We start from the raw sequence: 20,083 nt of genomic DNA, 5'->3' as shown, positions 1-20,083 counted from the left end.
AATCGCCACTCGGCGCGCCCCGTGGAAGATTCCCGGTTGGTCGCCGCCGGGAAACACGATAAATTACCCCCCTTTGACGTGTATTGAGGTGCAGTATGGCAAACTGGCAGCAAATTGATGAGCTAAACGATATTTCCGCGGATCTGCCGCGTTTCACCGACGCGTTAAGCGGGCTGGCCAGGCGACTTGGGCTGGATATCGCCCCGCTGGATGCCGACCATATTTCCCTGCGCTGTCACCAGAACGCCACGGCGGAGCGCTGGCGTCGCGGTTTTGAACAGTGCGGCACGCTGCTGTCGGAAAATACCATCAACGGTCGACCTGTCTGCCTGTTCAAACTGAATGAGCCGGTTTCGGTGGCCCACTGGCGTTTCAGCGTGGTTGAGCTGCCGTGGCCGGGGGAAAAACGCTATCCGCATGAAGGATGGGAACACGTTGAAATCGTGCTGCCGGGCGAGCCGGATGCGCTCAATGCCCGCGCGCTGGCGCTGCTGTCTGATGAGGGATTGAGTCAGCCGGGGATTTTTGTCAAAACCAGCTCGCCGAAAGGCGCGCGCGAACGGCTGCCAAACCCGACTCTGGCGGTGACGGACGGCAGCGTCACGATTAAATTTCACCCGTGGTCAATTGAGCAAATTGTCGCCAGCGAACAATCTGATGCGTAACAGTGTGAAGCGACGCGGTATTTGAACGGATAAATCATGACATGCTGTGTTGCCCGCAGCGTAAGGAGAAGGAAATGACGCTACTGGAAGTCTGCTGTTATAGCATGGCCTGTGCGCAAGAGGCGCAGCGTTGCGGCGCCGATCGCATTGAACTCTGCGCCGCGCCGCATGAAGGGGGATTAACCCCGTCGCTGGGCGTGTTGAAAACAGTACGTGAAACGGTGACCATTCCGGTGCATCCGATTATTCGCCCGCGCGGTGGTGATTTTTGCTACACCGAAAGCGAGTTTGCGGCGATGCTCGACGATGTAGCGACGGTCAGGGAGCTGGGTTTTCCCGGCGTGGTCATTGGCGTGTTGGATGTCGATGGTCAGGTCGATAGCGCGCGCATGCACAAAATCATGGCGGCGGCCGGTTCGCTGGCGGTTACGTTCCATCGGGCTTTTGATATGTGTGCGGATCCGTATCAGGCTTATCGTGCGCTGGCCGATTCCGGCGTCGCCCGTATCCTGACATCGGGTCAGCAGGCGAGCGCTGAAAAAGGTCTTTCATTAATTATGGAACTTATTGCCCTGGGGGATACTCCAACAGTTATGGCTGGTGCAGGTGTTCGAGCAGCCAACCTGGCAAAGTTTCTCCAGGCTGGCGTCAAAGAGGTGCACAGCTCGGCCGGGCACTGGGTGCCATCGCCAATGCGCTTTCGTCATTCCGGGTTATCAATGTCCGCCGATGCCGACGCAGATGAATATTCGCGCTATGCCGTTAATGGCGTAGCGGTGGCAGAAATGAAGCAAATCATTTCTGCGCAGAGAAGTTAAACCGTTTTTTGCTGCACATCATGTCGCCCAATATGATGATTGCCCGTACCAGGCCCCTGCAATTTCAACAGGGGTCTTTTTTTGACCTTTATTTGCGCAGCACTGACTTTTTCGCCAGCGACTGTTGGGTTTCGGGTTTGTTGGCAATAATCACCGCGCGCACCGGCGCCGGGTAACCTTCAAGCGTTTTACTGCTGTCGTCGGGGTCGAGGAAGTCAGCCAGCGACTCCGTAATCATCCATTCGGTACGGCGCTGCTCTTCGGTAGTGGTGGCGCAGACATCGACAATCCGCACATCGACAAATCCGCACTTCTCCAGCCACATTTTCAACGCCGCGGCCGACGGAATAAAGTAGACGTTGCGCATCTGCGCATAGCGGTCGCCCGGTACCAGCACGCTATTTTCATCCCCTGCGATAACCAGCGTCTCCAGTACCAGTTCGCCACCGTCGACCAGCTGATCTTTGAGCTGCCATAAATGGTCGAGCGGCGAGCGGCGGTGGTACAGCACGCCCATCGAAAAGACGGTATCGAAGGCGTTGAGCGCCGGAAGCTGCTCAATGCCCAGCGGCAACAGGTGAGCGCGCTGATCGTTACCCAGCAGCTTACGCACCGCTTCAAACTGGCATAAAAACAGCTGCGTCGGGTCGATCCCCACCGCCAGATGCGCGCCGGCGCCGATCATGCGCCACATGTGATATCCGCTGCCGCAGCCAACGTCGAGAATCGTGCGCCCGGTCAGGTCGGAGAGGTGCGGCAACACGCGTTCCCATTTCCAGTCAGAACGCCATTCGGTATCGATATTCACCCCGTAAAGCGAGTAGGGCCCTTTGCGCCAGGGCATCAGGTTTTTCAGCAGGTTTTCTATGCGCAGCCGATGGCCTTCGCTTAACGGCGTTTCGCTTTCGGCGGTGACGCTATGCAGCAGGTCCAGGCGATACGGGGCCAGCTCGGGCAGAAACTCCACCGCCCGTTCCCACTCGCGGAATTTGCCGTGCAGAGCTTCCCGTTGCCAGGCCGCTACCTGCGCGGGGAGGGTCTCCAGCCAGTGAGATAGCGGGCTGAGAGCGATACGTTGATAAAAATGATTGAAATCGATCATGCTTTTTCCTCTGATTTCACCGCCACCAGTGAACCAAAGTTAAAGCACTGGAACCACAATTCGGCATGTTCAAAACCGGCTTTATGCAGGCGGGCTTTGTGCGTTTCGACCGAATCGGTCAACATGACGTTTTCCAGCATGCTGCGCTTCTGGCTGATTTCCAGCTCGCTGTAGCCATTGGCACGCTTAAAGTCGTGATGCATGTTGAACAGCAGCTCGCCAACATGCGCATCTTCAAAACTGAATTTTTCGGACAGCACCAGCGCGCCACCGGGGTTCAGCCCCTGGTAAACCTTATCCAGAATAGCCTGGCGTTCATCGGGTGCCAGAAACTGAATGGTGAAGTTCAGCACCACCATGGAGGCGTTGTTGATGCTGATATCACGAATATCGCCTTCCACAACCTCAACGGGCGTTGGCGCTTTGTAGGCATCGATGTGGCGACGGCAGCGCTCGACCATAGCCGAAGAGTTATCCACCGCCACAATTTTGCAGCCAGGGTGGGCAATGTTACGCCGGATAGAGAGCGTCGCCGCTCCAAGCGAGCAGCCGAGGTCGTAAACCTGGGTATCGGGCTGAACGAAGCGTTCAGCCAGCATGCCGATCATAGAAATGATATTGGAATAGCCGGGCACGGAGCGCTGGATCATATCCGGGAAGACTTCAGCAACCCGTTCATCAAAGGTCCAGTCGCCAAGGCTGGCAATCGGCGCGGAAAAAAGCGTATCGCGGTGAGACATAACGTTAAACCCGAAAAAACGAAAACGGCGTATTGTGCGCTAATGTAAGGAGAAAACCAACTCCCAGGGCATATACCACAGATTCGCGAGTACCATCAGCAGCAGGGCGCACCAGGTGGCGCTCATTCCGGAGCGACGCCAGCTGAAAAGCCGGTGGTGAAAACCGTAAGAGTGCATCAGTCGTCCGGCAATCAGCAACATTCCGCAGAGGTGCACCATCCAGTTCTGCGCGCCATTCATCTCCATAAACAGCAACAGAATGATACCAATGGGCACATACTCAACGGCATTGCCGTGCACGCGGATAGCAACCTGCAGCTCGCTAAACCCTCCGTCACCATACCCGACGTGGTATTGCGTGCGCAGGCGTACAACATCGAAAGAAAACTTGATGAGCAATAACGCACCCAACACCGCGTACAGCGCGCTGACCATACAAAAAACTCCCTTTTACTCTTTCAGATGGCTCCGATTAGCATAGCAGGATATCAGAAAAGCGCGGTTTGCTGCGGAATTGACGGTGCGTCTCCGACCTCAGGCATTACCCGGCGTAAATCTTGCCAAAGCGTGCTGACCAGCTCCGGGGCCTGTGCGATGTCCGGGGTGTGGAGAAATAAATAGGGGGTCGTCGACGGGCTCCATTTCGCTAAGGTCTGCAGCCACACGCCAAACAGCCGGTGGTTATGGGCCATGTCGTCGCTGCCGATAAAGCGTACCAGCGGATTACCCGCGGTAACCACGGCATGAACCGGGAGTTTGGGCTTTTTACGCTGGGCGTCAATCATCGCCGGATTTCTCGCGACGGCGCTATGCACCGGGCGACTGTCGAGGATGGCGCGATTCACGTTACGTTGATGCAGCCCGCGATTGAGCGCCTTTTCGGCATCTCCTTTGGCGAAAAACTCCGGATGCCGCACTTCGACGCCATAGGTGAAATGGGCCGGCAGCGTATCGAGAAACTGCCACAGGGCAGGAAGATCGCCGGGGCCAAAGGTGGCGGGCAGCTGCAACCAGTACTGGCCAATACGCGTTTCCAGCGGCGCCAGACGGTCAAAAAACTCACGACTTAAATCATCACAATGACGCAGCGCGGCCTGGTGCGTAATCGTCGCCGGGAACTTAAAACAGAAGCGAAAATTATCGTGGGTTTGCTCATACCAACGGCTGACTATTTCAGCCTTCGGCAGGGCGTACAGGGTCGTGTTGCCTTCCACGCAGTTAATATGACGTGAATGTTTAACTAACTTGCTGATTTTTATCATTCTCATATTCCTATAGCCATGCTTTGGGGCATGGATGGGGCAAAGTCCGATAATTTCTGGTTCAACATGGCAATCTGATCGCTGCTGCTGTCGGCCATCCAGGCACCGTAAACATTGAAAACCATCTGGGCGCTGGCGTGACCCATCTGGCTTGCAATGAAACTCGGGTTGGATCCGGCCGACAATGACCAGCAAGCGTAAGTGTGTCTCGACTGATACGCCTTGCGGTGTCTTAAACCTGACCGTTTAAGCGCCGCATCCCATGAGTCACCAACTGAATCTGCTTTGTAGAGATATCCCACGTTGCCACTTTTTTTAACCAACTGAGGATTGAACACAAATGTGCAGTCATGAATAGCCTTTCGGCCATACTCCCGCAGTTGTACCTCAACCTTGTGTTGTCTACCGAGCCGGGTCATTTCTGCCTGATTCCTCAAGGCATCAATGGCGGGCTTGATCAGGTGGACAACCCTGTCGGTACCGGCTTCGGTTTTTGGTAGAGTGAAATCACCGAGTTTCGTATAATTCCGGCGTATGGTCATCGTTCCGGCTTTCAGATCTATATCCTCCCATGCAAGGGAGACCAGCTCACCGTGACGTAACCCTGTGTATACCGCGATAGACCACAGGTTTTTCGTTTGCTGATGCTTGCAGGCATCTATGAAGCGAACGAATTCATCACGTGTGAGCGGATCTGGTTCTACCCGGGCCCTCTTTAGCGGTTTGATACCGTTAAACGGGTTTTCACTCACATAACCATTGTCAGCAGCAAACTGAAACATTCCCGCCATAGTGGTCATATAGTAGTTCACGGTGACCACGCTCAAACCTCTATCACCTGATCCCGCCAGCATATCCTTCCTGACATAGAGCAATTCTTCCCTTGTCACACCCGAAACCAGCTTTTTCACGCCAATCCTCGGCAGCATGCTTCTCACCACCGACTCATACCGGTTTATTGCATTGGCACAGATCTCCATCCGCTTCAGCTCAAGCCATTTTTCAGACAGATCTTTCACGGTGATATCTTTCTTACCGATGCCAAAAATTTTCAGGTTTGGCGAGTTGGGGAATTGCGCCGCATAGTCAAAGGTCCCCATACGGATAGCGAAACAAACTGACGTTCGCAGATCCCCAGCCACTTTCCTGTTTTTAGCAGTGTCAGGGACACCGAGATTTTCCCTTACACGCTTACCTTTAAAAATGAACCATATGCGGATTGATTTTCCGTGGTTCTCAACGCCCGTTGGGTATGATTCTTTACTCATTGTTCCCTCCCGATGCCCAGGAGCGCAGCAAGCTTACATGTTTCATAGCGCCCGATCACCCAATGGTTTTTGCGCGTGAATCCATGCGTCTACTGCTTTGCGGTTATACATACATTCATTGGTGGGCTTTGGATCACCCTCAGGAGATACGTGTTTATACTCCCTACCTAGAAGCCAGGAGAATTTACGGGCGCGGGTAATGGTGCCTCGTTTCATACCTGTGATAGCCATCAGCAAGTCTTCTGAGACCCATTCGTTTGGCTCGATTTTGATTATTGTCGCCATGCTAATACCTCATGGCCGGGAAACTATAATCAGTTCCCCGGTTTAATGTTGATTATTAGAAATCATGCAGTGTGCTGTTACATTGTTTGAACTGAATTAACCTGCTTGTGAATTATTAAGCGCACTTCTGAGTGTTTCTTTCGCGGTTTCCCAGTCCTGATTTAAGGCATCCTTGATGGACTGGCACAGCCATTCTGCATCCCCTTGCCAATAATCGGCGCGGCTTTCTGCCTCTCTGGCGTCGTCCTCCGCATTTGAAATGCGATCCATTAGCTCGGACTCGACTTCATTTTGAACCTGTTGACGGATACGTAGCCGCATCAGCTCGACAACATCATTCCAAAGGAATGACGCCTATCAGTTGCTCAGGTTCGGCGTTTGAGTATTTAAGAATTAGCGCCTGGCACATGGCGCGCCTCCTTATGCGCTTCTGCATCATATTTTCTGCCCTGGTACCAACCACGACGCAGCCAGCGACGAATAGTACGCATAGCCTTTGCGTCCCCACGAACAGGTTCCGGGAAGCCGCCGTATTTCACGGTTCTAGGCCCATGCTTACGCTCTGACTGCATCATTCCGCACTCAATGATGTGATCGCGGTAGAAGGCCAGCCACTGCTTGCGATTACAGACAGGACAAGGAATGTCACCACCATTCGTGAGCATGCCATCTTCGTATGCGTCGCAATCCCATAGGTAGCCATCACAGCAAAGACTATCCGGGTAATGCGCGCCAAATTCATAACCTTGATATCCGCAGCTCATAACGTCCCCTCCGTCGCATCCTGATAGCCCTCAGGGACAAGGAAATTGAAAACGCCGTGGGGGCGCATACCTGTATGGAAAAAGCTCAATCGCCCCTTCATGGGTGCGAATCGCAGTGGCTTCGCGTAGTTCAACTGAATTCCGACCGGGCCGAAAAACCACGGCGAGTCACTGAGTCGGGTAGTTCCGTCGATGCGGACAACCCCAACGATACCGCCCAACTGGAAGTTGTTGGCGGAAGGCATCATAAGCGCCGCGATATGGCCGTTTGTCCTCTCCAGAATGCTACGAGCTTCTTTCACCTCGTCCACAGTAGGTCGTTTGCTGGAAGCGTGAATGAGTACCGGCCCACGGTATTTCGTGTCCCAGTTCCGGTTCTCGATGTCCTTAAAGCCATTCACGATGAGCCAGGCCCACGGCTGGCGCACAGAGAGAGCTTTCATATTTCGTCCTCCGATTATTTATTCCACGCAGCTGGTCGTAATTGAAAACCGATTGGTCTTTTTGGTAATGAATTTCGGAATGAAGACTCTGCGGCTTTCAGTGCATTTTTCTTCTTTTCACGTTCATTGCAGGCGACGCAGAAATAAGTTTCCCTGCGGAATGCACCTTTGCCGGAGGGTCGGTATTGTAGTTCTTCGCGTGTAAATGCACCGCCGCAGCCGTAGCAACGGATTTTAGAATCTTCCATTTATATATCTCCGGATATATTTTGCTTGTGTTTATACCTGCCGGTTAAGGCATTAATTAAATTGGTTGGTATTAAAACGAAACTTCAGTATTAACTTTATATTGAGCTGCAAGCGAATCAGCGTCGACAGAAATTAAGTCTCCGTACATATCATAATTTAAAGCGACATCTCTAAATTTAAGTCCTGACTGCGTCTCTACGCGGCCACAAAACATATTGTCTTCTGCGTGCTTTTCGGCATCATGAATATCTTTCATTGATTCCATGGCCTGAGCCCACATGTTTCTGTTGCCAATAAATTGCGCAATAGCGAGCTTGCTTTGAGCTGCCTGAACGTGAGGGTTGCGCTTCGGTAAACTAGCCATCAAACACCCCCGCAACATGCAGAATTTTGATAATCACCGCTGACCAGACAACAATCCCGATAGCGACGCAGTAAATCAGTGAACGAATGCCGTTTCTGCTCATTTGTTACTCCAGAATGGGAAGCTGATAACGACAACTACAGCCAAAAACAAGGCAACCTTTATGCAGAACCGATGCCATGCAGGAACTTCATGTTCTCGAATCATTTTCAACACCTCAAAAATTAATCTTATACAGACTGAGAGGCCCATGCTCTTGCGCAACGACGATTAAGCCATGCCAACCTAACCCACAGACCGTGAATACCTAAACCTCGGCGAGTATTGCGGCAATTTTCGCGGTAACGGTGATACTCAGCCTTACATTCAAGGGCATATTTTTTTGCGGTCACCGCTTTTGTCATTTCTGCAACGAGTTCGAACTTTTCCATTTTTAAATCCTTACCCCATTGAATTTGTGCACCAACAGACTTTGCAATGCAGTGCCGGGTGCCTCCCGGTGATACCAGCCAGTTAACAACTGGTATCGGCCTGCTTTTTCCCCACAACATGAATGACCGTTGTTGTACCGCTTTAACTGAACCGCGTGCGCATAGCCGCATTCACCACATTGCAAAGTCTGTTGTTTTGGCCTTCAGGCGGCCAACCGAACGTTTTCTGCTTGCCAGTCACTGTGCGGTGATTGGTTTCGATGGGGTAAACTTAGAATAACTTAAGTTTTCAATCAAGAGTTATTTTGTAGAAAAACTTAAATTTGAGAGCGTGTTTAAGTAACTCATTGATTAAAATGAGTTACTTAAAATTCAGGGGAGGTTACTTTTTTGAGGTGCGTTTTCTGACTTTTAGTAATTCTTCGAATCGCTGGTTGTTCATCTCGACACGAGCGCGCAATTCATTGAGAAATCCTTCTCGATCAGAATCTGGAAGTGCATCAAAAAGCCCCAGCAATTCTTGCTGTTCCTCCGATAGCTCTTTTTCTTGGTTTGGGATGGGCTCACCAGGGATCTGGTCATCATCACCATAAAGTAACCACGTCGGATTGCATTGCAACCCACTGCTCAAAGCAAACAGCCGCTTACCAGCGGGCTGGGTTTCATCCCTTTCCCACTGAGAAATCGTGACGTGCGAAACCTTGACCAGCTTAGCAAGAGCGGACTGAGAGAGTTTCAACTGTTTTCGCCTTTCAAGAAGGCGCGAGCCAAAGGTTTTATTTTCCATCATTAGAGAATTCTAAATTTTCTTGACTTAAGTTTCTCTACGATCAAATATCCTTAGGAAAACCTAAGGAGATAAGCCTGTGTTTAAACAAGATGCAATTAATTACTTCGGCAGCAAGTCGAAATTAGCCAAAGCTGCGGGCGTCGCCCCCGCGTCAGTTTCTGTTTGGGGCGACCTGGTTCCTGAAAAAAATGCGATGAGACTGCAACTGGCTTCAGGGGGAGTCCTGCAATACGACCCCGAAGTTTACGATCAACATGCTAAAGCAAAACGCGCTGGTGAGGTGAATCATGAAAATCAGGCATGAGCGCATTCGCGAGGCCATGAACGCCTGGGCGCTTTATCCCGGCGGCCGTAAAACGCCTGTAGCCGCGATTGTCGCCGCGTATTTTGCCCTGGGCATGAAATCCCCTGAGCTTTATGACGAAGGCCACCCTGACGCACTGAGCCGCAATATCCAGAAGATTTACCGCTGGGTTGAAAGTGACTCTGCAGCATCAGTCGAAAAAATTAACCAGCTGCTGCCGGCGATTGAATATGCGATGCCGCCGTTACTGCTGGCCCGCATGCGGAGTTACTACTCAGACACCTTCCGTGAATTGCTGTCGCGCAAAGAGCGGATTGATAACGAAGTTGAAGCGCTGTTCGGCGCCATGATTTCCCTGTCCAGCCGGGTCGCTGGTGGGGGTTCATCTGGCAATGCGTTGATCCACTAAGAGGTGACTATGTGCAACCCGTCTGCTGCTGAATTGATTGCTCGCCTGAAATGAGCTTATCCGGCGTATGTACCTTCTGAAGGGGATAACGCCTGCAATGGTATCCCTGAAGCCGGTTCGCGTTTCCAGCACAGGCACAAGGGACACATGGTGACGGTAATCACGGCGACTGAGAAATATGTTTCCTACCGCAAAGCCTGCGGGGCTATTGGCTGGGTGGGGTTAAGAGAGTTTTTACGGTTACACAATGAGGTTTCGGTATGAGCAAGGTTTTTGAAATTGTTCAGGCCATGTCGGGGCAGGGGAATTGCGTCACGATCCCCGGACCGTATCTGGATTTATTTTCCGGTGACCGGCAGCAGCATTTGCTGGCGGCCATCCTGAATCAGCTGGTGTTCTGGTCGGGCAAGTCAAGCCTGGAGAACGGCTGGTTTTACAAAGAGCATGCTGCGCTTGCAAAAGAAGTGCGGGCCAAAGACGGCGATGTGGTCCGAAAAGCGATGTTCAAAATTACGGAGCAGTACCTGTCAGGAGTTATCGAAGAAGAGCTTCGCCAGGTGGGTGGTACACCTAAAAAACACTACCGCATTGATCAGGATGCACTCATTTCCAGGGTATTCCCGCAAATACTGGATTCGGCTCAAGAGCCGAATGGGAATAAACCATTGAAAGGTATGGAAACGGCTCTTAAGCCGAATGGAAACGGCCCAAAAGCCGAATCGAAGCAAGTTATTGAAACTAATGGAAACGGCTCTCAAGCCGAATGCATTCGTCCCAAGAGCCGAATGGAAACGGCTCATGAGCCGAATCCTGGAAACGGCTCTCAAGCCGAATCCTATCTCTATACAGATCTTAAAAACAGATCATTACATACAGATCATAAAAACCTCGCGGGAGAGATTTCTCCTGTGGATAACTTTTCTGAATCGACTCAGAAAACCGCCATCCCGGAAGCAGTCATTCCTGGCGCTACCGAAGCCAGTAACCTGGCTACCGATGATGATTTCGACCTCGCTACGTGGTTCTGGTCGACCATCATCGAGCTGTACGAACGCGCAGCAGAGTTCGACGGCACTCTGGCAAAACCAAGAGAGCCGAACTTCGCAGCCTGGGCGCAAGAAATTTGCATGCTGCGCCAGGAGCACGGCTGCAGCCATGACCAAATCCGCACCATGATTGAGCGCATTCAGCGCGATCAGTTCTGGTGCTCCCGAGTTCAATCCATGAAAACCCTACGCAGCAAATGGCAAGAGCTGGCCCTGAAGTTATGCCCGGCAAACCTGGCAACCAGCGGCTCGTTCGGTATAGGCAAACCAGATACCAACATCCCGAAAGGCTTTCGGGGCTAAGGACTTCTCATGAAAACAACAAAATCCAAAACACAGCAGGCTAGCGAAATACCGATGCTCGACTTTATCGCGGCCAATCCAGACATGACAGCGGCAGAGATTGCCAGCGCACTGAACCGCCGTATGCCGTCAGTATCCGGCCAGATCCGCCAGTTACGGGGGATGCACCGCATCATCCCTGGCGGCCTCCGGGATGGCGTGACCGTGTGGCGCATTAACGACATGCCATTTGGCTGTAGCAACCGGGAGCGTCTGATGTTTGAGACCCTCCTGAGAGAACACCGAGGGGCTGCGCGATGAAATTACCTGCATGCCCTGAGTGTGGACTCGATCCGGAGTTTCACTGGAAGAACAACTCATTCGGTTCCTGTTTCGTCGCCCTGAAATGCCCGTACTACCACTATCGCGTTGGTCATGGTTACTGGGCTGGTGGCAAAGAAAATGCCAGGAAGGAAATTGAGAAAAAATGGATAGACGCGGTAAAAAACAGCGAGGTTAAAAATGGCTAATTCATTCAGACAAATGCGAGACGGCGACATCATCAAGCGCACCGATAGTGGCATGTTCATCCGCATTGATGAGCTGCATGTAAAACCTGACTTCAATCGCCGCGAGGATGATGAGCGCACACGTCAGGCTGATGACGAATTATTTAATTATCTGATGAACGGCGGCACGGTTCCTCCGCTGGAAGTTGTTGTTCGTGATGAGGGTGGGGTGTGGATTGTCGAGGGGCATCGTCGGCATCGCGCATATCTCCGCTGCCGTGAGGCTGGGAAACCGGTTGAGCGCATCCAGATTATTTCCTTCACCGGCAATGACGTTGAGCGTATTGCCCGCATCATGACGAGCAATAACCAGTTGCCTCTGACTGCGGTTGAACAGGCTGCTGTGGTGAAAGACCTGGCAGCATTCAACCTTACCACTGCGGAAATCGCAAAGCTGGTGCACAAGTCGATCCCGACAATCGAGAAGCTGCTGACGCTCAGCACGGCGGACCACGCTATTCAGAAGAGCGTTAAATCTGGAGAGGTATCGGCATCCGTGGCGGTAGACCGTATCAAAGAGCACGGTGAAAAAGCTGGCGAAGTGCTGGCACAGGACAAGGCAAAAGCCGCCGCTGCTGGTGTGAAAAAGGTCACTAAATCGTTTGTGTCGCCGGAAATCAGCGTGAAAAAAGCCCGCCGCGCGGTAGAGCTGTTGGCGCTGGCACAAATCAGTGACGAAGGCGTTATTGCCCTGGACGGTCTTGCATTGGCTGAAATGCTGGAAATTATCGACGAACAGAAAAAAATCGCTGCGGATCGCAGTAAGGCGGCAGCATGAACATCTCAACAGTAAACGAGATTATTCAGTCGCTTGAGAGCGTGGGCGAGCTTTCGATTAAAGAGCGGAAGTATCTGGACTTAGCGAAAGCGTACCAGCAGCTGGCTGCGGAGAATGTGGGGCTGAAGGTAATGAACGATTGCCTATCTGAGGAATTGCGTGGTTATGAGTCTGATGGCGCTTTTGATGGGCCGAATATGCATCTGCTGTGGTGGCAGGTCGAAACCCCCGCTACCAACGCAGCAATTGCCGGGATTAAGGCTGCTATCGAATACCCGAAAAATAGCACCCCATCTAATGGCTGGACTATCGACCCCCGGGTTCTTGAGTCGTGTAGTGGAGCGGGCTGGCGCAGTCTACGGGTATCACCCTGGTTTGGAAGAGGCAGAGTCTGCGCTGCTGGCTGGGCTTTATTTGCTGCGCGAGGGGGCCAAATGAAACCTTTGAAATTTCAGCAGGTGCAGGATGTCATCAACGCCATCACTACAGACTGGTCAATTCGTGGCCCGTTCCATGATGACGATGGTAAATATTACGCCATGCTGCACGGAGAGTGGATTGGTGATGGGTATCTGAATAAGCGCAAGGCATTGGATGCAATCTATGCTGCGCTGCGCGAGGGGGCCGACAAATGCTGAAGCCGAATCACGTTTATATCGAGGTCTGTCATAACCAGAGCGGCGGCCTGTCTCTTTGCGTCAGTAATGACAGCGGTGGCCACCGCATATCAGGCTCTAAGGTTGGCGGATGCGAAACTCTGGAGTGCTTTGAGGTTGACGCCAACGAGCTTATCGAGCAAATCCGAGAGCATGCAAACATGGAGGGGGCCAAATGACTGAGCAATCCATTCTGGACATGTGCTGCGGTTCTCGCATGTTCTGGTTCGACAAACAGGACGAACGCGCAGTGTTCACCGATATTCGCGCTGAAGAACACACCCTGTGCGACGGTCGCCGCCTGGTTATCAGCCCGGACATTATCGCCGACTTCCGCGCACTGCCGTTTTCCGACGCCTCTTTCCCTGTTGTTGTGTTTGACCCGCCACATCTTGAGCGCGTCGGAGATAACGCCTGGATGGGTAAGAAATACGGACGCCTGAACAAAGATACCTGGCGCGATGACCTACGTGCTGGTTTCAAGGAGGCGTTTCGCGTACTGCGGACGCACGGCGTTCTCATCTTCAAATGGAACGAAACCCAGATACCGGTTAGCCAGATTCTGGCGCTGACCGACGAGAAGCCGGTCATCTGGCAACGCACCGGGAAAGCGGACAAAACGCACTGGGTAATTTTCGTGAAAGGGGCTGCAGCATGAAAGTCAAATGCATCAAAGATACCGAGGGTTGGTGGACCGAAGGCGAATATTACGAAGCGGTAGAATCTGCCGGCGGTTTTATTCTGGTTGGCGATGATGAAGAACCCGCAGGTGACGGCTGGAGCGCTATGCCTATCGAATACCGGGATGACGGTTCGATCGTTTATGTCCTGGGCGGCATTGATGGTGAAGTGTTATTCGAGGAGGCCAGCCATGACTGATATCACCGAACTGGCGCAGAGAGAGAAATTCGAAGCGTGGGCAGAACATGCTTGCGCGGCTCCGTGGGGCTACCTCAAAAAGCGGCGCACTACCGAAGGCTATTCCGAGCAGATTTACACCTGCATGTGGACGGCATGGAAAGCGGCCAGCGCTGAGCTGGTAGAGGCGCTGGAGAAGGCGCAACAGTACGCCAAAGAGCGCGACGAAGAAAATCAGGACTTGATGCTTACAGTTGGTCGTCTTCGCGTAGAGAGAGAAGGTCTTGAAGCTATTCGCACTGCCGCCGAAAAACTTGTCCGCTGCAAAGGTCGCTATCACAGCGAGCTGAACTATCGAGCACTGGCGGCGCTGTTTGGTGTGAATACTCCAGACCTGCCGCCGCTGGAGCATGAAAACGTCCATTATGCCGATGCTGCAGAGATGGAGATCGCAGCACTGCGCCAGCGCATCGCCGAGCTGGAGCGCGAACAGGAGCATCTTCGACCAGTCGGCGTGATGAGCGAGCAGGCATTTCACCGTCTTGAAAACAGCGAATGCCGCTTTATTGCTCTGTGGCCTCGCCCTGATATCTTTTTACCGCGCAAGCGCCCCGAGGATGGCGTGATCGTTTATGCGCGCATAGGTGCCGCCGCTGGCATCAAGTGGGAGGGGGAGTGATGGCTCAACTAACAGTGAAGCAATTGATTAACAAATTACGAAAAATGCCTCCAGATGCGATTGTTATCTGGAAAGACCACGACCAGGGAGAGGGTGAATTTAACAATTCAGTCGGCCATGTATATGACGCATCTGATGAGTTTTCAGGCAGGGATGATTTCGACAATCTCACAGTTGTAGCGATGGAGCCATAGAAATGACCAGCAAATTAACCAGACTGACTGACGATGAATTGGCGGAAACTTTTCGCCTGGCAACGTCCGGCTACCCATTATCATCGAGCACAGAAGCCAATCTCCGCCATGCGTTTACAGAGCTACAGGAACGCCGTAAAGGAGATAAGCCGCCTGTTCACCCGACCGTAGCCAGTGAGAAGTTAGACGACGAAACGCTACAGGAACTAATCGAGTTTCGCCGTACTACGTTTGATTACCACTCAAAAGAAGGGAATAAGGTACAGACAATCATCCACGGCGTAATGCTCTCGGCCCTGCGCGAACTCCAGGAGCGCCGCAAGGCCGAGAGTGACAGCGAGCCGGTGGCGGAAAAAGTGGCGTGCTGGTCTTGCAAAAATGAGGTTGAGATTTCTGCTATTGGTGATTGTGATGGGTACTGCCCGAACTGCAACTCACCAATTGATCTCGATGACGAACCATACACAGCACCGCAGCCAGCGCTGGACCGTGACAAAGTACGCCGCGAGCACGCCGAATGGTCACAGGCTACGTTCGGCGATGTCGGTCCGGTTGGCCCGCTGAAGCACCTCAGTAAAGAAGCGCTGGAGGCTGCTACTGAACCCGACGACCTGAGCGAGTGGGCTGATATGCAGTTTCTGCTGTGGGATGCTCAGCGCCGTGCTGGTATCACTGACGAGCAGATTACCCAGGCGATGATCGAAAAGCTGGCGGTGAATAAACAGCGCGAGTGGCCGGCGCCAAAAGACGGTGAGCCGCGGTTGCACATCAAAGAGCAGCCAGCGCCGGTAGCCTATGGCGACTTTGAGGAATTCTGGTCAGCGTATACCCATCCTCTGGCGCAGGATGACGAACTGAAAGACTTCGCGTGGGACATCTGGAACGCCGCCACGCTCCAGGCTGGTACCCTCGCCAATGAAGGTACCATACAGGCTGGCAACTCTCCGGTAATTCCGGATGGTTGGAAAATGGTGCCGATTGATGCCACCCGCGCGATGATTGATGCCGCCATGCGCGCCGAGGAAGATGGCTACGATGCTATGCATAAGGCCATGCTCGCAGCAGCCCCGCAGGAGGTACCAGATGGACAAAGATAGCGACAACGTCATCACTCTGGTTCAGCCAAAGCGTGATGAAGAGAGGTTGCTGAACATCACCGTAACTGACAGGAAGGGCTATAGGGAACAGCACTGCAAGCATAAAGCCGTTGAAGTCGATGAGAAGGGGCGGGTCATTCTGTGCCTGCAATGTGGCTGCGCTGTAGACCCTTTCCTGTACGTTCTTCAGTGCGCGACTGATGGCGAGGCTGTGGTGAGAGAGATTCAGCAGCTTCATAACCGCCGGGACGAACTACGCGAGGCCGTAGCCAACCTCGAACGCGAAGAGAAAAACGCAAAGGCCCGGCTACGCTCTGCCAGAACGTCGATCCTCTTCGCGGAAAACGACCTGAAAAATACCGAGCAGGGGATAAAGCAATGAGTAAATCCCCCGCAGAACGCAAAGCCATAAAACGCAAACACGCTATTTGTAATCAACAAATCTAAGGTTTGTTATTTATGCGAATGATAACGCGAAAGAAGCCGGCCTTTACTGAGCTATATCAGACCGGCGTCCTGACACGAGTCGCCGCGGTAAAAAGGCCTGACGGCGGTGGCTGGCGATTGTTTGGCCTGTGGCGCGATAAGGAGATCGCGGTTTTTGTTGAGGCTGCTCGCGGTGGTATCCGCGAGTGGTCAGGGCTGGACTATCTCGCCAGTTTCTGCGCAAGTTGCGGGATTAGCCTTTGGGAGATTCACAACAAGGTCGATGCTAAGACGCCGCAATAAAAAGCACCCTGGGCTACTGACAATTAGTAGCCTTAAATCATTGCAAAACCCGTTCATTTGACCATAATGATACTGTAATTATATACAGTAATAACCCTCTGGAGCTACAGGATCCTGACGGGTGCGGCTTTGAAGGGGCTTGAATGGAGATTCCAGACGATTTGTTTCCGGGACTGAATGATCACGTTGGACCGGTTCTGATTTACTTCGATAAAGGAACCGCAAAGAGGGGTTTTCCACTTCGAAAGGATGAGTTTGTGACCTCCCTTAAATCCCTTGATGAAGCTTGTAAGAAAGCTGGATTGCCCCCTGTAATTCAAGAATAAAATTAGCTATATTAATTACGGGTCTGAACAACCCTGCTTACCAGTTGCTGTGCCACGGAGAAAAACCGATGGCGCAGAAGAAACACACTCAAAAGCCCTACCTCCTGACACCGGCCAATCCCAACGCTGGTGTTTCTGTACGTCTGTCGCACCAGGGCGGTGCGATATGAGAGATCCCCGTCGCAGATGCAAAGCACCCGGTTGCGGTGCGTGGTTTAACCTTACCTTCTCAAACGTTTACTGGTGCTGTGAAGAGCATAAAGGCCAGTACCTAGCGCTTCAGCGCGAAAAGCAAAAAGCAAAAGCGCAAGACCGGTTAAAAAATAAACCCGTTCACCATATCCGTCCTGAGCCAAAGACGGCGCAAAAGCCCCTCAGTCACTGGCTGGAAGTCACAGAGCGGGTTGTGAATACCCTTTGCCGTGAAATGGCCCTTGCCAATGGAGAGGGCTGTATTTCATGTGGAACTCACCAGGCCGCTATATGGCATGCTGGACATTATCGAACCGTTGCCAAAGCCTCTCACCTGCGGTTTACCCGCATCAATATCAATCTTCAGTGCGATGACTGCAACGTAGGCAAGTCAGGGAACATCAAAGCCTACCGCGTCGGGCTGGTGGGAAAATACGGTGAAGCTACTGTACAGGAGCTTGATAACGACAACCGGATTCACCGCTGGACTATTGAAGAACTGGAAGCCATCCGAACCGAAGCATACGCCGACTTACGCGCACTTAAAAAATCACAGGAGGCGGCATGACTAATTCTTACTGCGAATCCCTGGCAGATCAACGCGTAGCACCATCCCATTATTTAAAAGAGGTTGGTGACCAATGGCGCACCCCGGATCCGCTGTTCTGGGGAATCAATGCGATGTTTGGCCCGTTAGTTCTGGACCTGTTCGCTGACGATAGCAACGCAAAATGCCCAGCCTGGTATACCGCTGAAGACAATGCGCTGGTGCAAGACTGGTCTGGCCGTCTGACTGAACTCGGAGGGGCAGCATTCGGTAATCCTCCATATAGCCGCTCTCAGTACCACGAAAAGCAAGCCATCACTGGCATGACACACATCATGAATTACGCAGTCGCTCAACGTGAGAAGGGCGGTCGCTACGTCTTCCTGGTTAAATCCGCAACGAGTGAAACGTGGTGGCCGGAAGGTGCGGACCATGTCTGCTTTATTCGTGGGCGAATTGGTTTCGATTTGCCTCTCTGGTTTACCCCTGCCGACGACAAACAAAAGCCAACCAGCGCATTTTTCGCTGGTGCCATTGTTGTGTTCGATAAGTCATGGCGCGGAGAGCATTTTAGTTACATCAATCGAACTGAACTCGAATCAAAGGGCCGCGCCTTTATGGCACTGGCGCAGTTTGCCATTAGTAAAAAGGTGACCATATGAACCGTGACGCAATAGAGCGCATCAGGGAGCGCTGGCAAAAGCTCCGCCTCTGCCGGCACCGGGGAACGGTGATGACCGACTATCGCATCCTCAGAAATTACGTTCGTATTTATCAGTCCCTGGGAGAGACAGCATGAATCTTGAATCATTGCCTAAGTTCTATTCGCCAAAATCACCGAAGCTTAATGATGAAACTCCGGCAACCAGTAGTGATGCGTTAACAATAACGGATGTGATGGCCGCACAGGGAATGGTTCAGTCAAAGGCCCCCTTGGGATTCTCTTTGTTTCTGGCAAAGGTAGGCATTTCTGATCCACAAATTGCGATAGATGGGTTAATGGCATACGCAGTAACGCTTCGTAACCCGGTATTGATGAAGCTTAGCGATAAAGCTCGCACTGAAATTTTGCTTGTGCTGGTGCAGTTTGCTTATGCGGACTATTCCAGATCCGCAGCCAGTAAAGCATCATGCCCGCACTGCAAGGGGAGCGGGTTTGTATATCGTGATATCAGTACGAGAAAGGTCCAGTATCCAGATGGAAAGCCTCCCAAATGGGCCGCCGCAACGAAAGGTGTTTATCCGTCCTACTGGGAGGAATGGGTGGACGTGAAAGGCCTGGAAAAAGTGATATGCGATCACTGTGACGGGAAGGGTGAAATAAGCACAGCCTGCCGTGGATGCAAAGGTAAGGGGACTGTGTTTGATGAAAAGAGAAGTAAATTGCTCGGAGTGCCGGTAACGAAGATATGCGGGCGCTGCAATGGCAATCGTTATAGCAGGATCCCGACCAGTCTTGCTCGTTTCGTTGTGGAAAAAATTGTGCCTGACCTTACGAAATATCAGTGGTACAGCGGGTATGCAGAAGTCATTGATAAGCTGGTGACGAAATGCTGGCAGGAAGAGGCTTATGCTGAAGCGCAATTGAGGAAGGTCACATGTTAGCGTCATTTTTATGTATTTTAACGACACGATGCTTGCAATCTTCAAAAAAAGTGGTTAGGATTTTACCAACGATGGGATTTTCTGCCTATTCGTAAGCGAAGAAATTCAAAGCCTCGGTAATAACCGGGGCTTTTTCGTATCTGCAATCCGGTCAGAGCTCTTGAGCGAATACGTGCCGCACTACACGTTGAAGCTCATACGCGAGAGTCCTTAACCAGATTGCTGCCCCATACTCCTGTGAAGATTCTGCCGGTGTAATTCCGGCGGCGTCAGCTCCACGAAACGGAGCACACAACAGGTAAATCAATTTGCCAGCTTTGAATTGTACGATTCATGGCAACAAGCGGGTTGGTTTATCGTTGTGGTGAAGCTCAATGGCGAGCTAGCAGATAAGCGACCGTGAAAATACTAGTCATGTAGCGGAACGCTGCGCGTACTGCAATTGGCAGCGCACCAATGGAAGCTGGTTCGATTCCAGCCACCACATCAAATCCCTCTACCGTGGGACCATTACGGCTACAGCCGTCATTTTTACCCCTGGTATTCCTTCCCGCCTTGAGCGGGTTTTTTATTTTCAGGCTCACGGGAATCATCATCGACGTGCGTTGTTGTTAATCCAGCCCGTGAAGCC

Annotated in this window: 35 protein-coding genes and 1 pseudogene; 21 read left to right on the top strand and 15 right to left on the bottom strand. The window is 52.1% G+C overall.

What is annotated here, in order from left to right:
- Positions 1-95 precede the first annotated feature (95 nt).
- The gene (locus FNY10_RS12285; RefSeq protein ID WP_131050331.1) at positions 96-665 is read left to right on the top strand and encodes a VOC family protein; all 570 of its coding nucleotides are present in this window, start codon (positions 96-98) and stop codon (positions 663-665) included.
- Between the two features lie 74 nt (positions 666-739).
- Positions 740-1,483: a copper homeostasis protein CutC gene (gene cutC, locus FNY10_RS12280; RefSeq protein WP_131050330.1), complete on the top strand. Its 744-nt coding sequence runs from the start codon at positions 740-742 to the stop codon at positions 1,481-1,483.
- Between the two features lie 88 nt (positions 1,484-1,571).
- On the opposite strand, the gene cmoB is transcribed toward cutC, so the two are convergent.
- From cmoB to FNY10_RS12215, 14 genes are all read right to left on the bottom strand, one after another.
- Positions 1,572-2,585, bottom strand: a complete 1,014-nt coding sequence (gene cmoB, locus FNY10_RS12275) for a tRNA 5-methoxyuridine(34)/uridine 5-oxyacetic acid(34) synthase CmoB (RefSeq protein ID WP_141964330.1) — start codon at positions 2,583-2,585, stop codon at positions 1,572-1,574.
- On the bottom strand, positions 2,582-3,325 hold the full coding sequence (gene cmoA / locus FNY10_RS12270; protein WP_141964331.1) for a carboxy-S-adenosyl-L-methionine synthase CmoA: 744 nt from the start codon (positions 3,323-3,325) through the stop codon (positions 2,582-2,584). Before cmoA ends, cmoB begins: the two co-directional genes overlap by 4 nt.
- Before the next feature lie 39 nt (positions 3,326-3,364).
- Positions 3,365-3,760: an MAPEG family protein gene (locus tag FNY10_RS12265; protein ID WP_100682291.1), complete on the bottom strand. Its 396-nt coding sequence runs from the start codon at positions 3,758-3,760 to the stop codon at positions 3,365-3,367.
- A gap of 53 nt (positions 3,761-3,813) precedes the next feature.
- Positions 3,814-4,593, bottom strand: a complete 780-nt coding sequence (locus FNY10_RS12260; protein ID WP_160702612.1) for a DUF72 domain-containing protein — start codon at positions 4,591-4,593, stop codon at positions 3,814-3,816.
- Positions 4,590-5,855: a site-specific integrase gene (locus tag FNY10_RS12255; RefSeq protein ID WP_160702610.1), complete on the bottom strand. Its 1,266-nt coding sequence runs from the start codon at positions 5,853-5,855 to the stop codon at positions 4,590-4,592. The genes FNY10_RS12260 and FNY10_RS12255 overlap by 4 nt, the downstream gene beginning before the upstream one ends.
- 42 nt (positions 5,856-5,897) lie before the next feature.
- A complete protein-coding gene (locus FNY10_RS12250; RefSeq protein WP_160702608.1) occupies positions 5,898-6,140 on the bottom strand; it encodes an excisionase family protein in 243 nt (80 codons plus the stop codon).
- Between the two features lie 96 nt (positions 6,141-6,236).
- Complete coding sequence (locus FNY10_RS12245) at positions 6,237-6,461, bottom strand: hypothetical protein (protein WP_160702606.1); 225 nt, start codon at positions 6,459-6,461, stop codon at positions 6,237-6,239.
- A gap of 65 nt (positions 6,462-6,526) precedes the next feature.
- The gene (locus FNY10_RS12240) at positions 6,527-6,904 is read right to left on the bottom strand and encodes a hypothetical protein (protein WP_160702604.1); all 378 of its coding nucleotides are present in this window, start codon (positions 6,902-6,904) and stop codon (positions 6,527-6,529) included.
- Positions 6,901-7,347: an ASCH domain-containing protein gene (locus tag FNY10_RS12235; RefSeq protein WP_160702602.1), complete on the bottom strand. Its 447-nt coding sequence runs from the start codon at positions 7,345-7,347 to the stop codon at positions 6,901-6,903. Before FNY10_RS12235 ends, FNY10_RS12240 begins: the two co-directional genes overlap by 4 nt.
- A 14-nt stretch (positions 7,348-7,361) precedes the next feature.
- On the bottom strand, positions 7,362-7,595 hold the full coding sequence (locus FNY10_RS12230) for a hypothetical protein (RefSeq protein WP_160702600.1): 234 nt from the start codon (positions 7,593-7,595) through the stop codon (positions 7,362-7,364).
- 71 nt (positions 7,596-7,666) lie between these two features.
- The gene (locus FNY10_RS12225; RefSeq protein WP_160726288.1) at positions 7,667-7,960 is read right to left on the bottom strand and encodes a host cell division inhibitory peptide Kil; all 294 of its coding nucleotides are present in this window, start codon (positions 7,958-7,960) and stop codon (positions 7,667-7,669) included.
- A complete protein-coding gene (locus FNY10_RS27340) occupies positions 7,953-8,063 on the bottom strand; it encodes a hypothetical protein (RefSeq protein ID WP_285236998.1) in 111 nt (36 codons plus the stop codon). The genes FNY10_RS12225 and FNY10_RS27340 overlap by 8 nt, the downstream gene beginning before the upstream one ends.
- 127 nt (positions 8,064-8,190) lie before the next feature.
- Positions 8,191-8,391: a hypothetical protein gene (locus tag FNY10_RS12220; RefSeq protein ID WP_160705130.1), complete on the bottom strand. Its 201-nt coding sequence runs from the start codon at positions 8,389-8,391 to the stop codon at positions 8,191-8,193.
- A gap of 382 nt (positions 8,392-8,773) precedes the next feature.
- Complete coding sequence (locus FNY10_RS12215; RefSeq protein ID WP_160705125.1) at positions 8,774-9,178, bottom strand: helix-turn-helix domain-containing protein; 405 nt, start codon at positions 9,176-9,178, stop codon at positions 8,774-8,776.
- A 79-nt stretch (positions 9,179-9,257) separates the two neighbouring features.
- Between FNY10_RS12215 and FNY10_RS12210 the strand changes: the two genes are divergently transcribed.
- The 19 genes and pseudogenes from FNY10_RS12210 (at position 9,258) to FNY10_RS12120 (ending at position 19,452) form a co-directional block, all read left to right on the top strand.
- Positions 9,258-9,485: a Cro/CI family transcriptional regulator gene (locus tag FNY10_RS12210; RefSeq protein ID WP_160705123.1), complete on the top strand. Its 228-nt coding sequence runs from the start codon at positions 9,258-9,260 to the stop codon at positions 9,483-9,485.
- Positions 9,469-9,894: a toxin YdaT family protein gene (locus FNY10_RS12205; RefSeq protein ID WP_160705124.1), complete on the top strand. Its 426-nt coding sequence runs from the start codon at positions 9,469-9,471 to the stop codon at positions 9,892-9,894. The genes FNY10_RS12210 and FNY10_RS12205 overlap by 17 nt, the downstream gene beginning before the upstream one ends.
- Positions 9,895-10,154: 260 nt before the next feature.
- A complete protein-coding gene (locus FNY10_RS12200; RefSeq protein ID WP_160726287.1) occupies positions 10,155-11,243 on the top strand; it encodes a hypothetical protein in 1,089 nt (362 codons plus the stop codon).
- A gap of 9 nt (positions 11,244-11,252) precedes the next feature.
- Entirely contained in the window at positions 11,253-11,543 is a 291-nt protein-coding gene (locus tag FNY10_RS12195) for a MarR family transcriptional regulator (RefSeq protein ID WP_160705117.1), read from the top strand.
- Positions 11,540-11,752 (top strand): hypothetical protein, encoded by a 213-nt coding sequence (locus FNY10_RS12190; RefSeq protein WP_160726286.1) that lies wholly within the window; start codon positions 11,540-11,542, stop codon positions 11,750-11,752. The genes FNY10_RS12195 and FNY10_RS12190 overlap by 4 nt, the downstream gene beginning before the upstream one ends.
- Positions 11,745-12,569: a ParB N-terminal domain-containing protein gene (locus FNY10_RS12185; RefSeq protein WP_160705119.1), complete on the top strand. Its 825-nt coding sequence runs from the start codon at positions 11,745-11,747 to the stop codon at positions 12,567-12,569. Before FNY10_RS12190 ends, FNY10_RS12185 begins: the two co-directional genes overlap by 8 nt.
- Positions 12,566-13,207, top strand: a complete 642-nt coding sequence (locus tag FNY10_RS26965; protein WP_227699341.1) for a hypothetical protein — start codon at positions 12,566-12,568, stop codon at positions 13,205-13,207. Before FNY10_RS12185 ends, FNY10_RS26965 begins: the two co-directional genes overlap by 4 nt.
- A 193-nt stretch (positions 13,208-13,400) precedes the next feature.
- The gene (locus FNY10_RS12175; protein WP_160705127.1) at positions 13,401-13,883 is read left to right on the top strand and encodes a class I SAM-dependent methyltransferase; all 483 of its coding nucleotides are present in this window, start codon (positions 13,401-13,403) and stop codon (positions 13,881-13,883) included.
- Positions 13,880-14,104 (top strand): hypothetical protein, encoded by a 225-nt coding sequence (locus FNY10_RS12170; protein ID WP_160705126.1) that lies wholly within the window; start codon positions 13,880-13,882, stop codon positions 14,102-14,104. Before FNY10_RS12175 ends, FNY10_RS12170 begins: the two co-directional genes overlap by 4 nt.
- A complete protein-coding gene (locus tag FNY10_RS26960) occupies positions 14,097-14,762 on the top strand; it encodes an ead/Ea22-like family protein (protein WP_227699378.1) in 666 nt (221 codons plus the stop codon). The genes FNY10_RS12170 and FNY10_RS26960 overlap by 8 nt, the downstream gene beginning before the upstream one ends.
- The gene (locus FNY10_RS12160) at positions 14,762-14,956 is read left to right on the top strand and encodes a hypothetical protein (protein ID WP_160705030.1); all 195 of its coding nucleotides are present in this window, start codon (positions 14,762-14,764) and stop codon (positions 14,954-14,956) included. Before FNY10_RS26960 ends, FNY10_RS12160 begins: the two co-directional genes overlap by 1 nt.
- Before the next feature lie 461 nt (positions 14,957-15,417).
- Positions 15,418-15,751 (top strand): annotated as a pseudogene (locus FNY10_RS27335) (DUF550 domain-containing protein); the annotation flags it as partial.
- Between the two features lie 288 nt (positions 15,752-16,039).
- A complete protein-coding gene (locus FNY10_RS12150; RefSeq protein ID WP_160705029.1) occupies positions 16,040-16,435 on the top strand; it encodes a hypothetical protein in 396 nt (131 codons plus the stop codon).
- 77 nt (positions 16,436-16,512) lie between these two features.
- Entirely contained in the window at positions 16,513-16,782 is a 270-nt protein-coding gene (locus FNY10_RS12145) for a hypothetical protein (RefSeq protein WP_160705028.1), read from the top strand.
- A 143-nt stretch (positions 16,783-16,925) separates the two neighbouring features.
- Positions 16,926-17,108 (top strand): hypothetical protein, encoded by a 183-nt coding sequence (locus FNY10_RS12140; protein WP_160705027.1) that lies wholly within the window; start codon positions 16,926-16,928, stop codon positions 17,106-17,108.
- Positions 17,109-17,274: 166 nt separating this feature from the next.
- On the top strand, positions 17,275-17,868 hold the full coding sequence (locus tag FNY10_RS12135; RefSeq protein ID WP_160705026.1) for a recombination protein NinG: 594 nt from the start codon (positions 17,275-17,277) through the stop codon (positions 17,866-17,868).
- Positions 17,865-18,509 (top strand): phage N-6-adenine-methyltransferase, encoded by a 645-nt coding sequence (locus FNY10_RS12130; RefSeq protein WP_160705025.1) that lies wholly within the window; start codon positions 17,865-17,867, stop codon positions 18,507-18,509. The genes FNY10_RS12135 and FNY10_RS12130 overlap by 4 nt, the downstream gene beginning before the upstream one ends.
- A complete protein-coding gene (locus tag FNY10_RS12125) occupies positions 18,506-18,646 on the top strand; it encodes a YlcG family protein (protein WP_160705024.1) in 141 nt (46 codons plus the stop codon). Before FNY10_RS12130 ends, FNY10_RS12125 begins: the two co-directional genes overlap by 4 nt.
- A complete protein-coding gene (locus FNY10_RS12120) occupies positions 18,643-19,452 on the top strand; it encodes an antitermination protein (RefSeq protein ID WP_160705023.1) in 810 nt (269 codons plus the stop codon). Before FNY10_RS12125 ends, FNY10_RS12120 begins: the two co-directional genes overlap by 4 nt.
- 371 nt (positions 19,453-19,823) lie before the next feature.
- On the opposite strand, the gene FNY10_RS26620 is transcribed toward FNY10_RS12120, so the two are convergent.
- Complete coding sequence (locus FNY10_RS26620) at positions 19,824-20,048, bottom strand: hypothetical protein (RefSeq protein ID WP_202395547.1); 225 nt, start codon at positions 20,046-20,048, stop codon at positions 19,824-19,826.
- Between the last annotated feature and the right edge of the window lie 35 nt (positions 20,049-20,083).

It is taken from the genome of Klebsiella sp. Lac1, assembly GCF_009825425.1.
In the GTDB taxonomy this organism is placed as follows: domain Bacteria; phylum Pseudomonadota; class Gammaproteobacteria; order Enterobacterales; family Enterobacteriaceae; genus Klebsiella; species Klebsiella electrica.
This window is presented reverse-complemented; position numbering and strand designations above follow the sequence as displayed.